Here is a 12,915-nt window from a genome sequence, read left to right on the forward strand (position 1 = left end):
CCCAAGGCTGCGCAAAACCCCGCACGCTGCTGCGTCTGCCACTGATGTTGGGTTACGCGATGCGCCTATCTCCCGTTGGCTCGGAGATAAAGTGCTGATGCATCGCTCACCCAACCTACGATGGAGTGGGGGCGCCGCGGGGAGCGCGGTTCCCGCGTCAATTCGCCTTCGGCGCATCCAGCCGCTCCAGCGCGTCGCCGTTGGCGTCGAACAGGTGGCAGCGCGAAGGCGGCACGTAGACGGTCAGGCTGCTGCCGATCTCCGGCGACTGTTCGCCCTGCACCGATACCACCAGCGGCAGTTCGCACTGGTCGGTACTCAGGTACAGCAGGGTCTCGTTGCCCAGGTGCTCGACCACGGCGATCTCGGTGTTGATGGCCAGGGCGCCCGGCTGCGGCGTCAGTTCGATATGCTCCGGACGGATGCCGAGGGTGGCATCGCCGCGGTGCTGGAAGGGGGCTTCGAACACCTGGCGGTCGGTGCCATTGAACGGCGTCAGGTGGTTGTCGTCGGCATGCACCTTGATGAAGTTCATGGTCGGGGAGCCCATGAATCCGGCGACGAAGGTGTTGGCCGGGGTGTTGTAGATCTCCAGCGGGGTGCCGACCTGCATGATGCGGCCCTGGTTCAGTACCACGATCTTGTCGGCCATGGTCATCGCCTCGACCTGGTCGTGGGTGACGTAGATCGAGGTGGTTTTCAGCTTCTGGTGCAGCTTGCTGATCTCGATGCGCATCTGCACGCGCAACGCGGCATCGAGGTTCGACAGCGGCTCGTCGAACAGGAACACGTTGGGCTGGCGCACGATGGCGCGGCCGATGGCAACACGCTGGCGCTGGCCGCCGGAGAGCTCCTTGGGCTTGCGCTCGAGCAGGTGGTCGATTTGCAGGATGGCGGCGACTTCGCGCACTTTCTGATCGATGGTCTGCTTCTCGGCCTTCTCCAGGGTCAGGCCGAAGGCCATGTTTTCGTAGACGCTCATGTGCGGGTACAGGGCGTAGGACTGGAACACCATGCCGATGCCGCGCTCTTTCGGCGTCAGGTCATTGACCCGCTTGGCGCCGAAGTAGAGGTCGCCGCCGGAGATGTCCTCGAGGCCGGCGATCATCCGCAGCAGCGTGGACTTGCCGCAGCCGGAGGGGCCGACGAAGACCACGAACTCGCCGTCACGGATGCTGAGGTCGACGCCCTTGACCGCGTGGAAATTGGCCAGTCCCTTGTAAACCTTGTCGATTTTTACGAATTCAATGCTGGACATGATGCTGTTCTCTTATTGTGTAAACGGAATCAACCCTTGACGGCACCGGCCGTCAGACCTTCGACGATCTTGCGCTGAAAGATCAGCACCAGCGCAATCAGCGGAACCGTGACGATTACCGAGGCGGCCATGATCGGGCCCCAGGGCATTTCGTACTGGGAGCCGCCGGAGATCATCGAGATCGCCACCGGCACGGTACGGTTGTCGTTGCTGAGGATGAAGGTGATGGCGAACATGAACTCGTTCCAGGCACCGATGAACGCCAGCAGGCCTGTGGTCACCATCGCCGGCCAGAGCACCGGCATGAAGATACGGGTGATGATCTGCCACGGTGTGGCGCCGTCGACGATGGCCGCTTCCTCGAGATCCTTCGGAATGCCGCGCATGAAGGTGGTCAGGATCCACACCGAGAACGGCAGCGAGAAAACAGTGTAGGAGAGCACCAGGCTGCCGAGGTTGTTGTACAGGCCGAGCATGCGGATCAGTTCGAACATTCCGGACAGCACCGCAACCTGCGGGAACATCGAGACGCCGAGTACCGTCAGCAGCAGCGTGGTGCGGCCGCGAAAATGCACCCGGGCCAGGGCGTAGGAGGCGGTGACGGCGATCAGCAGCGAGATCGCGACGGTGGCAAAGGACACCAGCGCCGAGTTGAGGATATTGTGGAAGAATGGTTGTTCCTTGAATACCGACACGTAGTTGCCGAAATCGAAGGTCTCCGGCAGGTAGAGGCTGCCGTCGCCGCTGCCGGCCCCGAACGAGGTCGCGATGGCGATGTAGAACGGGAAGATGGTGTAGATCAGCAGGGCCAGGACCGCCAGGGCGAACAGTACCTTGCCGGTGTGCAGTTTGAAGGTTCTCATCAGTGGTCTCCCGATCCGTCCAGTTTCAGTCGTGTCGCGAAGATGTAGGCCAGCGTCAGGCCGAACACCAGCAGGAACAGCAGCGTCGAGGCGGCCGAGCCGTAGCCGATCTGCTGGAAGTCGATCAGCGCCTGACGGGCGTAAACCGACATCACGATGGTGTCTTCGCTGTTGGAGGTGAGGATGTACACCAGGTCGAAGATGCGCAGGGCGTCGAGCATGCGGAACACCACCGCTACCACCAGTGCCGGCTTGATCAGCGGCAGCGTCACCTTGAAGAACACCTTGACCGGATGGATGCCGTCGACGCGGGCCGCCTCGTAGCAGTCCTTCGGCAGCATCTGCAGTGCCGCCAGGGTCAGCAGCGCCATGAAGGGTGTGGTCTTCCAGACATCGACCGCGATGATGGTGCCGAGCACGGTGTCGGGATTGACGGTCCAGGCGATGGGCTCGGATATCAGGTGCAGCTTGAGGAAGAGGTCGTTGATGATGCCGAACTGGTCATGCAGCATCCAGCCCCACATCTTGGCGGAAACCACGGTCGGGATCGCCCATGGAATCAGGATGGCGGCGCGCACCAGACCGCGGCCCGGGAACTTGGCGTGCAGTATCAGCGCAATCAGTACCCCGAGTACGGTTTCGATCGATACCGACAGCACCGTGAGATAGAGGGTGTTCCAGACCGCCTGCCACCACAGGCCATCGGCCAGCAGGCCGTACCATTCGCCGTTGTCGTAGACCAGGTAGTTCTCGAAGCCGACGAAGGCGTAACTGTCGATGCTCGACAGCGTGGCATCGGTAAAGCCCAGGTAGATGGTGCGCAGCAGCGGCCAGCCGGCAACGAAGCCCAGGCCTGCGATCATCGGCAGCAGGAAAAGCCAGGCGGTACGGATGCGCTGGCGGCTCAAGCCGCTGAGCTGCGCCCGGCCTCCCTTTCTGGCAGATCTGAGTGATCGCTTTGTGGCCGCGCTGGTGGCGCCCTGGGTAGTGGTTGAAGTGATGTCCATAAAGCCTCCCGTTGTTCTTATCTAGAGGGGCGGCGGGCGCCCGTCGCTGGCGTCGTCTGCCGGCCACAGACGACGCTTACCAGCGGCGGCCGCGAATGCGCTTGAGTTTGCTTTCGAGCTGGCTCAGAGAGTCGGCGCCGCTGGACTTGCCGGAAAGTACCCGGTGGGCCGCGTTCCAGAACTCGTTGGAGACCTGGTTGTATTTCTCGCCGGTGACGCTGGAGGGGCGGGCGACGCTGTTTTCGAGCACTGCGCGCATATTGGCAAAGTAGGGGTTGGCTTCGAGGACCTCGGGATCCTCGTACAGTGCAGGGATGGTGGGCAACCGGCCGTCGACGATGGCGCCGCGCTTCTGCGCGTCCTTGCTGCTCACGTAAAGCACATAGTCGGCCGCGACCTCGATATTCTCGGAATACTTCGATACCGCCATCTGCCAGCCGCCCAGGGTGGCGCTGTGCTTGCCGTCCGGACCCATCGGCAGCGGCGTGATGCCGATCTTGCCCTTGACCGGGCTGTCCTCGCCGTTACCCAGCGCCCAGGCGTAGGGCCAGTTGCGCATGAAGACGGCATCGCCGCCCTGGAAAACGCGGCGGGCGCCTTCCTCATCGTAGTTCAGCACGCCCTGCGGGGTGATGTTGCCGACCCAGCTGCCTGCCAGGTCGAGCGCCGCGGCGCTTTGCGGGTTGTTGACGGTGATCTTGCCGTCGGCGTCGATGATGGTGCCGCCGCCGAAGGAATCGATCCATTCCAGGGCATCGCAGGTCAGCCCTTCGTAGGCCTTGGCCTGGAACACGAAGCCCCACATCCGGTCATGGCCGGCGTCGCGTTCGGCTTTCTGAATGCGCTCGGCGGTTTCGGTCATCTGCTGCCAGGTGGTCGGTACCGGTTCGTTGTACTTCTCCAGCAGATCCTTGCGATAGTAGAGCACCGGTGCGTCGGTGTACTGGGGAATGGCGACCAGCTTACCGTTGTACTGGTTGTTGGCGATCACCGACGCGAAGTGGTCGTTTTCGGCGCCGTTGGTATAGGGGCCCAGGTCGGCCAGGTGGGCGCCGAGGATGCCGGGCCAGACGACGTCGACGTCGAGCACGTCGAGGTCCGCGGACTGGCTGCCCAGAATCTGCTGGTACAACGCCAGTTTTTCGCTGGAGGAGAAAGGGACGGTGACGATATTGACACTGTGGCCGCGGGACTCGGCCCACTCCTGAGCGGTTTGTTCGCAGGAGGCGAAACCGGACCCGGTGGAGCAGGGGATGTTGAGGGTGGCGGCCTGGGCCAGTCCGGCGGCGCCAAGGGCGGCACTCAGGGCGGTGGTGGCGAAAAGTGTCTTGGCAGTCTTGTTCATCGTTTTTGTCTCATTGTTGTTATGTGAATTTCTTATAGGTGTTGCTCGCGCGCTCAGGCCGATGCGGCCAGCGCCGGCGCGGGTGTATCCAGCGACAGGGTGCGGTCCTCCCGGTCGGACACGAAACAGCAGTCGAGCACCCGTTGCAGCCGGGCGCCGTGATGAAAGTCGGGCTGGTCGTTCACGCCGGTCTCTATGCTGCGTATGAAGCGCTGGTATATCGTTGGCGTGGACGCGGCCTCGACCTTCACCCACCGGGCCGGGTCGACGTTGTCGCCCTCGCAGAGGCTCAGTGTCTCCCAGCCGTCGTGCAGGTCGATGTCGATTGTTACAGCGCCACGGTCGCCAAAGATACGCAGCCGCAGCGAGTTGCGGTGGCCGGTCGCCCAGCGGCTGGTATGCACGGAGCCGAGTGCGCCGTTGGCGAACTCCATCCGAATCAGCGCGCTGTCGTTGGCGTCCAGCGGATAGTCGCCGATGCGGTTGCCCTCGGCCTTGTCGAAGCACTTCAGGCGGCAGTTGATCGCGCTGATTTCGCCGACCGGGTAGCTGGCGAAATCGAGGATATGGATGCCGACATCGCCGAGCACGCCCTTGCTGCCGTGCTCGCTGGACAGGCGCCAGAGCCACTGCGGATCGGTTCGCCAGTCGCCCCAGAGGTTGCTGGTGAGCCAGCTCTGCAGGTAGCTGGCCTCGACGTGCATCACGCGGCCGATGCGGCCCGCTGCGATCAGTTCGCGGGCATGCTGCAGGGCCGAGCAGTCGCGGTAGCTCAGGTTGATCATGTTGATGACGCCGGCCCGGTTGGCGGCGGCCGCCATTTCGCTGGCGTCGGCTTCGTTGGTGGCCAGCGGCTTTTCACAGAGGATGTGCTTGCCGGCGGCGATGGCCGCCAGCGATGCATCCTTGTGAAACTTGTCCGGCGTGACCACGGTTACCGCGTCGATATCGGCCCCGGCCAGCATGCGGCCGATGTCGGAGTAGACGCCTTCGATGTCATGCTCGGCAGCGAAAGCAGCGGCGCGTCCGGCGTCGATGTCGCAGACCGCAACCAGTTCGCAGCCGGCAATCGCCTGGAACTGCTTTGCATGATGGGCGCCCATCGCGCCGGCGCCAATGAGTCCGAGACGGATCATCACTTGAACCCCTCTTCGCCGGGCTTGTGCAGGCTTTCGCCCTTGATCTCGACCGGGTCGGGTGCCTGGTCGGCGGGTACGTTGGGGCAGCTGTCGATCCAGCGGGAGCCTTCGGGCTGCGCCCACTGGACGGCGTTCTTCAGCACACGGCGGACCTTTTCATCGTAGTAGATGGGATAGGTCTCGTGGCCCGGGCGGAAGTAGAAAATCTTGCCGTTGCCGCGGCGGTAGACGAGGCCGGAGCGAAATACCTCGCCGCCCTCGAAGGCGCTGATGAAGATGACTTCGTCGGGGTTCGGTACCGCGAAGGGCTCGCCGTACATCTCGGTATGGGGCAGTTCGATGTAGTCGCCGACGCCCTGCACGATCGGATGGCCCGGGTTGACGACCCAGAGGCGCTCGCGCTCGCCGGCTTCGCGCCATTTCAGCGAACAGGTGGTGCCCATCAGGCGTTTGAAGATCTTGGAGTAGTGGCCGGAGTGCAGTACCAGCAGGCCCATGCCCTCGAGCACGCGCTGTTGCACACGGTCGACGATCTCGTCGCTGACCTGGCCGTGGGCGGCATGCCCCCACCAAAGCAGCACATCGGTATTCTCGAGCACCTCTTCGGTCAGACCATGCTCCGGGTCCTGCAGGGTGACGGAGATCGCCTCGATCGACGGATCCTCGTTGAGGGCGGCGGCGATGCAGTTGTGCATGCCGTCGGGATAGATCCGGGCGACGATTTCGTTGCTCTGCTCATGAACGTTTTCACCCCAGACAGTGGCGCGAATGGTCATTTGAAAACTCCTTGTTGTTATTGGTTGCGTAGCCGCGTCAGCAATTACCATCGAACTCGATGTTAAGCGTTTACGTAAAAAGAGTAAACGTTTACGTATGAAATATTTTAATGCAGATCCGGCACCTCGCCGCAGCCTGCGTCAGCGCGCGCGGAACGGTGCTGCGGGCGGAACAGCCAGGCGCCGGCGAGGGCCAGCAACGACGCGGCGACGAAGGTTCCGACGGGTCCTGCGAGGGGCCACAGCAGTCCGCTGTAGAGTGCGCCGACGGAGGTCCCGATACCGACGCAGACGCAGTAATAGAGCGCCTGGCCCTGGCCGGCGAGACTGGGCTGGAAGTGCCGGCGAATGGACTCGATGGCGGCGGCATGGAAGCAGCCGAAGGTTGCGGCGTGCAGGCACTGGGCGAAGATCAGCACCGCCAACTGGTCGGCAAAAGCGCCGATCAGGCTCCAGCGCATCGCGGCGGCCAGCAGGCTGAACAGCAGCAGCCTGCGCAGCTCGAAACGGGCGAGGCAGCGGTGCATCAGCAGGAAGATGCCGACTTCGGCAGCGGTGCCCAGCGACCAGAGCAGGCCGATGCTAAGGCCGCTGTAATCGTGTTCGCGCAGGTACAGGCTGTAGAAGGTGTTGTAGGGACCGTGCGAGGCGTGCATCAGCAGGCCGGTGACGAAGAAGGTCAGTACCGGCGGTCGCTTCAGTACCGTCATCAGTGGAAGTCTCTGTGCGGGGGGCACATCGGTGGCCGGGTCGTTGACGCTGTAGCTGGCCAGCAGGGTCAGGCCCAGCCCGACAAGGATATAGGCGGGCAGTATCGCAGGCCCGGTGTGGTCGAGCAGACCGCCCAGCAGCAGAACGCTGGCGATGAAACCGATCGAGCCCCAGAGCCGGATCAGGCTGTAGCGGTCGGGCTGGTGCCTTAGGTGTCCCAGGGTCAGGGCCTCGAGCTGGGGCGCCATGGCGTTCCAGAAGCTGCCGAATCCGAACAGTACCAGTGCCAGCCAGGCGCCGCCGCCCTCGAAGTAGACCCCGCCGAAGCAGAACAGGGCCAGCCACAGCCCTGCCCGGATCAGGCTGGCCCGGCGACCGCAGCGATCCGCCAGGTAACCCCAGAGAAAGGGCGCGACCACCTGGGTCGCGGCGAGGGTCGCGGACAGCAGGCCAATGGCGCGTTCGTCGTAGCCGAGATGCTTGAGGTACAGCGACCAGTAGGGGAGCAGGGCGCCGATCACCACGGCCCAGACGAAGTAAAATCCAGAGAGCCGCCAGTAGGGCAGCGAATGCTGTGAGCCGGACATGGAGCGGGTCCTCGCGATAGGCGTTGGAGAGCAATTGGAGCGATGCGGACCTCGCCGCGGGGAGGTCGTATTGGGATGATAGTAAACGTTTACGGACGTGTGCGGGAAGGGGGTGTTGTTACGCTTGGGACTGGTGCAGGTATCGAGTTGCGGCGAAGAGAAGGCCAGGGCCCTTGCATCGATCGAGGAGGCTGGGGCCCCGGCGCGGTGTCAGGCCGTATCGCGAAGGATCAGCTCGACCGGCATCAGTACCTGTCGCGGTGGCGCGCCGGCAATGGCCTCGCCCAGCAGTTTCACGGCCTCGGCCGCCAGTTGCGGAATATCCTGGCGTACCGTGGTCAGGTGCGCGGCCAGCAAGGGCAGGTCATCGAAGCCGGTAACGGCGACCTGATCCGGGACCTTGATGCCCGCGTCCTCGAAGGCGGCGATGCAGCCGAGGGCATGCTCGTCGGTCTCGCAGATCAGGGCATCGAACTGCAGACCATCGGTTTGCAGCATCCGGCGCATATGGCGGTAGGCATTCAGCGTCGGGTTGTAGGAGAACGGCACCGGGATCTCGCAAACCGTGGCGAGCCCTGCCTCCTTCAGCGCGCGGCGGAAGCCGTTGACGCGGAAGATGGGTTCCAGCGGGTGGCTCAATTCCTCGCCGGCGTAGGCAAAATGCTGGCGGCCCTGGGCGATGAGATGGCGAGTGGCCTGGTAGACGCCGTCGACGCCGTCGGTGCCGATGCTGAAGCCCGGGTCGGGCTGGTCGATGCGGATGTAGGGGATGCCCTGTTCCGAGAGCCGCTGCGGGCGGTAGTCACCGGGCTCCCGCCCGAGCAGTATGGCGCTACCGGCCTGCAGATAGAGGTTCGACGTATCCTCGTAGCTGATCGTCACCGGCACCATGCCGCGCTTGTGCAGTTCCAGGGTCAGGTTACGGTACAACAGGTTGTAGTATGGCCGCAGCTCGAAGCTGTGGCGTTCCATCGAGATGCCGACCACGGCGTTCTTGCCGCTGATCAACTGCCGTGCCGCCGCGCTCGGCTGGTACTGGATACGTTCACTGATCTCCAGGATATGCGCGCGCAGCTTTTCACTGATACCCGGCTTGCCGTTCAGCGCCCGGCTCACCGAGGCGATCGAAACGCCAGCCGCTTCGGCGATTTCATGAATGGTGGCGCTTTTGCTGGGCACCTGCGCATCGCTTGCGGCTGCCATTTTACGGGACGGGCGGCTGGGCATAACGGGTACGGTCCTTCGGTGGGTAGAGTGCGGAACGGGGCCTTCCTTCGATTTGGGGAAGCGCTGCATGCCGCATTGTTTGTTGTGCGGGTGGCCGATTGTGTGCAAATGATCATACCGCCTGTGTCCGCTACTGGGTAGCGCGGCCCGACCATCGTATAACGTCAAGGGTAATTCCTTCCCAAAGGGTAACTTCTCGACCTTTGACATCTTCACTGCTGCCTCCGCTTCGATCGCGGCGCTTCCAGGGCGCCGCATCACTCCGGTAGGCGTGAATTCCTGCTCGTTTATGCTGCATTCAAAATGCATTTTAATCGCATAATTATAAGAAAAATAAAGATAATATTTTTTTTAGAAAAATTTAAGTGCGCCTGGCTGTTGCATTGGGAACGAGGACGATATTAGTCTTGGCATCAGTTACGTAAACGCTTACGTTTCTGAGCGGTCACTACTGAATAAGGCTGCCAGGCGTGAAAGGTTGTAACGCGCTCGTGACGTAAAACATAAAAATTAAACATAACAAAAACGGTAGTTCCCACCATGAAAGCTCGCACTTCTGCCCGTGGCGCTCTCGCCCTCCGTACTTCCCTCGCACTGCTGGCCTGCGCCGCCGTTCCCGCCCAGGCCGCCGATCTCAACTCGACCTTCAGTATCGATGCCAACGTCGAGATCGATACCGATGCCGTGGATTACGGTGAAGACTCGACGAAGTTCCAACAAGGTGGTCGCGTCGAGGCCAACCTGCGCGGCGAAATCCGCAGCGAAAGCCACTTCGTACGGGGCAAGGGCACGCTGATCCTGGCCAAGGATTCCGATACCCATACCGACGACATGTGGATTCAGTTCGGCGATGACTTTTGGGACCTGCAGTTCGGCCGTTTCGAGGCGATGGACCTGTTCCCGAAAGGCAAGGACACCCTGCTGGTACGTGCCGCACCCGATGAAGTGCAGTTCTACGAGGCGAACCTGGCCCGCGGCCGCGCCGGCGACAGTGGCGGGCAGATCGCGCTGCACCTGAACGGCAGCAGCGGCTTCGGTTTCGAGCTGGCGACCCTGTTCGGCGACGACAACGCCGAGGGTACCAAGGAAGACGCGGTGACCGGCGTGCGCCCGGTGGTGTTCTACAACGGCGACGGCTACTCGGCCCGTTTCGGCGTCGAGTACAAGAAACTCGATCTGACCACCGGACGCGAAATCGAACAGCAGGGCGTGGGCGGTTCGGTCAGCTTCGGTGTCGGCGATGCGCTGATCAACCTCAACGCCGCCTGGCTCGATAACAAGACGGAAGATGACAACCTCGATGAAGTCCTGAGCCTGGGCGCCAACCTGGTCTACGGCCGTTTCGGTGTCGGCCTGATCCACTCCGAGACCGACTACAAGGTCGGGTCCGATCCGAGCGGTACCACCCTTTACGCTGCCTACACCATGCCGCTGTTCGATATCGACAATGCCAGCGTCACCTTCGCGGTGTCCGGTTCCCAGGCAAACGATGTCAGCGGTGACGACTCGGCCTACGGCGGCCGCCTGCGTTTCAACTACACCTTCTGAGCATGAAGCCGCTGCGCCGGTATCCTGGCCTCGAACCCGCTTCGGGTTCGGACGCTACAGCCCTGTCCCCGAAAGGGCGGCGCTGCCGGTGCGCGCGGTTGTTGGACCCCTTCAGCATACGAATTTCGCGGCGTGCCCCCCGGGTCCGCCGCTTTTCTTGTTCCGCGCGGCGGGCCTGCAATGGCCGTCGCGCAGCGGGTAAATGCCATGCAGGACAACAATAAGAAAATGACCATCGTGACGATGGCGCAGCGGCTCGAGGTGTCGACCGCCACCATCTCCAATGCTTTCAACCGTCCCGACCAGCTGTCGGCCGAACTGCGCGAGCGGATCCTGGACGAGTGCCGGCGCAGCGGCTATGGCGGCCCCAGGCGCGGACGCCAGAAGTCTCGGCGTCCGGTACTGGGGCTTGTGCTTGAAGGCGCCCTTGGCGACAGCCTCGGCAATCCCGAGACCGGGGCGCTGATCCGCGGGCTCAGCGAGGAACTGGACCGCCAGCAATACAGCTTGCTGTTGCTGTCCGGGCCGGGCAGCAACACCGGGGCTCAGCTGCCCGTCGTCGATGGACTGATCTACTGGCGCTTCGGTGGACGCCGCCTGGACCGGTTGCCGGAGGCCAGCGTCGTGGCACTGGAGTGCAATGTTCCGGGCTGCTCCTCGATTCGTATCGACCACTACGCCGGTGGCCGGCTCGCGGCGCGACACGGCATGAAGCTGGCCGGCGGCTCAGCGGCCATCCTGGGACTTGGCCTGCTCGACAGCGACCGTGTCTGCCGGGTGCGGGAAGCCGAAGCGCTGGCGCGCGATGGCGATCGCTGGCAGCAACGCCTGCGCGGTTACCTGGACGGTCTGCAGGAAGCCGGTGTCGGGCGGGCACGGGAACGGATCTGGCACCTGCCCGGCACGGCACCCTCAGTGGCACGACAGGCCGTGAGCGAAGCGCTGGATTGCAACCCGCGTCCGCGTCTGCTGCTGTGCATGGACGATCGCATCGCTGCCATCGCGCTGGAGGTCGCTGCCGAGCGCGGGTTGCAGGTCCCGCATGATCTGCGCGTTATCGGCTTCGGTAACGCGGTGGCGCAGGGTGAACCGGAACTGACCACCCTGGTGCCGGCACCGGCCGAAGAGCGTGGCCGCCTGGCGGCACGCATGCTGTTCGGTGAAATTCCGCTGCAGGATCAGCTTCTGACGCCTAAATTATTGCCGGGTAGAAGCTGTCCCTGACTTAATACGGTTACGGCAGGGCCAGTTTGAGCGTTATTACCTAAAACGGTTGGTGTTTAAGATGAATTTTAGTTATTAAGAGAATTTAAGAAAAATAAGTATTTTATTTAAGTAACTTAAAATCAATAGGTTATAGATTTCTTCGTGAATTCGGGTTGGCGTTCTGACGACGACCTGAAGAGTGGCTATTCTAGTAAGGGAATACCATCCGGCCGCGGCTCTGCGGTTTATATGGAGGCCACTGACATGATCAAATCAAGCGCTTTAGCACTGCTGCTTTTCAGTGCCGGGGCTCAGGCCGGTATCGGGCCTGATTCTGGCTGGGGTGATCTGTACCAGAACCGGTTTTACGAACCGGAAACCCCGGTGATACCCTTCTATGTTCGTGCCAGTACCGGCGCGGATGCCCGCCTGTTCCTGAAAAAGGCCCATGACGTTTCCGTTTTCCAGGGGCGCGACGGTAAACAGTATTTCTATGGCGGGCAGGCCCGCATCTGTTCCCGGTACTCGGTGACCGGCAGTGTCAGCGACAGCCGGCGGGAATGCCTCTCGTACGAAGAGGTGGCCCTGGTCCGGGAGCGGACCACCGAATTCCGCTACTGTACCTTCCGTTCCGATGACGACTGTCAGAGCTACGCGATCAGCGAGGACGAGTACCGGTTGGAATACCGCGTGCCGGTCATGTATCGCACCAGCGAAAGCGACAGCTTTACGCCGAGCCGCGTCGCCTTTTACAAGCCTTTGAAAATCGGCGCGTGCGATGACTGTTCGGAACGCCTTGGCTACTGAGGGCAATGAATCCTGCTGGGTGCCGGTTGATTCGGAGGTAACGGGGAGATGAGCAAAGTGTTGGGTCGTGTGATCCTGTGCGGGCTGTTGGCAAGCATCGGCATGCCTGCATCGGCTTTCTGCATCTTCAACGATAGCGGTCAGACGGTGTATTTCCAGGTGGGCGACCATGGTATCCAGTACCGCAAGAAAGCGGCGCCGGAATCCATGTCCTGCTGTGACTGGCGCCAGGAAAACTGCAACTGGACCGGGACTGCCTGGGGCGGGCTCAGCCTGCGGGTCTATGACACCCCCCCGAACGGGGTACCTCAAGCCTGTGGCTTCACCATTCGTGCCGATGGCAACGTCCGGTTGAAGGAGTTTGAACCGAGCGACGGCTGCCGCTGGGTCGTGGAACGCTAGGGAGCCTGATCGAGGCTCCGGCTCCATGCGCTGCCAGCC

Annotated in this window: 12 protein-coding genes; 4 read left to right on the plus strand and 8 right to left on the minus strand. The window is 62.5% G+C overall.

Going from position 1 to position 12,915, the window contains the following annotated elements; all coding sequences use genetic code 11:
- Positions 1-157: 157 nt before the first annotated feature.
- From IEX85_RS17085 to IEX85_RS17120, 8 genes are all read right to left on the minus strand, one after another.
- Positions 158-1,258, minus strand: a complete 1,101-nt coding sequence (locus IEX85_RS17085) for an ABC transporter ATP-binding protein (RefSeq protein WP_188861833.1) — start codon at positions 1,256-1,258, stop codon at positions 158-160.
- 29 nt (positions 1,259-1,287) lie between these two features.
- A complete protein-coding gene (locus IEX85_RS17090) occupies positions 1,288-2,121 on the minus strand; it encodes a carbohydrate ABC transporter permease (RefSeq protein ID WP_188861834.1) in 834 nt (277 codons plus the stop codon).
- Positions 2,121-3,128, minus strand: coding sequence for a carbohydrate ABC transporter permease (locus IEX85_RS17095; RefSeq protein WP_229721980.1), 1,008 nt, complete (start codon positions 3,126-3,128; stop codon positions 2,121-2,123). The genes IEX85_RS17090 and IEX85_RS17095 overlap by 1 nt, the downstream gene beginning before the upstream one ends.
- A gap of 76 nt (positions 3,129-3,204) precedes the next feature.
- Positions 3,205-4,473 carry an ABC transporter substrate-binding protein gene (locus IEX85_RS17100; protein WP_188861835.1) on the minus strand — a complete coding sequence of 423 codons (1,269 nt, stop codon included), beginning with the start codon at positions 4,471-4,473 and terminating at the stop codon, positions 3,205-3,207.
- 53 nt (positions 4,474-4,526) lie between these two features.
- Positions 4,527-5,609 carry a Gfo/Idh/MocA family protein gene (locus IEX85_RS17105; RefSeq protein WP_188861836.1) on the minus strand — a complete coding sequence of 361 codons (1,083 nt, stop codon included), beginning with the start codon at positions 5,607-5,609 and terminating at the stop codon, positions 4,527-4,529.
- Complete coding sequence (locus tag IEX85_RS17110) at positions 5,609-6,388, minus strand: ThuA domain-containing protein (RefSeq protein ID WP_188861837.1); 780 nt, start codon at positions 6,386-6,388, stop codon at positions 5,609-5,611. The genes IEX85_RS17105 and IEX85_RS17110 overlap by 1 nt, the downstream gene beginning before the upstream one ends.
- Positions 6,389-6,495: 107 nt before the next feature.
- Positions 6,496-7,686 carry an MFS transporter gene (locus IEX85_RS17115; RefSeq protein ID WP_188861838.1) on the minus strand — a complete coding sequence of 397 codons (1,191 nt, stop codon included), beginning with the start codon at positions 7,684-7,686 and terminating at the stop codon, positions 6,496-6,498.
- A gap of 210 nt (positions 7,687-7,896) precedes the next feature.
- Positions 7,897-8,913, minus strand: a complete 1,017-nt coding sequence (locus IEX85_RS17120; RefSeq protein WP_229721981.1) for a LacI family DNA-binding transcriptional regulator — start codon at positions 8,911-8,913, stop codon at positions 7,897-7,899.
- A 540-nt stretch (positions 8,914-9,453) separates the two neighbouring features.
- Between IEX85_RS17120 and IEX85_RS17125 the strand changes: the two genes are divergently transcribed.
- From IEX85_RS17125 to IEX85_RS17140, 4 genes are all read left to right on the plus strand, one after another.
- Positions 9,454-10,461, plus strand: coding sequence for a carbohydrate porin (locus IEX85_RS17125; RefSeq protein ID WP_188861839.1), 1,008 nt, complete (start codon positions 9,454-9,456; stop codon positions 10,459-10,461).
- Positions 10,462-10,668: 207 nt separating this feature from the next.
- Positions 10,669-11,685, plus strand: a complete 1,017-nt coding sequence (locus tag IEX85_RS17130; protein WP_188861840.1) for a substrate-binding domain-containing protein — start codon at positions 10,669-10,671, stop codon at positions 11,683-11,685.
- Between the two features lie 246 nt (positions 11,686-11,931).
- On the plus strand, positions 11,932-12,474 hold the full coding sequence (locus IEX85_RS17135; RefSeq protein ID WP_188861841.1) for a hypothetical protein: 543 nt from the start codon (positions 11,932-11,934) through the stop codon (positions 12,472-12,474).
- Positions 12,475-12,522: 48 nt separating this feature from the next.
- Positions 12,523-12,876 carry a hypothetical protein gene (locus IEX85_RS17140; protein ID WP_188861842.1) on the plus strand — a complete coding sequence of 118 codons (354 nt, stop codon included), beginning with the start codon at positions 12,523-12,525 and terminating at the stop codon, positions 12,874-12,876.
- Positions 12,877-12,915 lie beyond the last annotated feature (39 nt).

Source organism: Marinobacterium nitratireducens, assembly GCF_014645375.1.
Lineage (GTDB): Bacteria > Pseudomonadota > Gammaproteobacteria > Pseudomonadales > Balneatricaceae > Marinobacterium_A > Marinobacterium_A nitratireducens.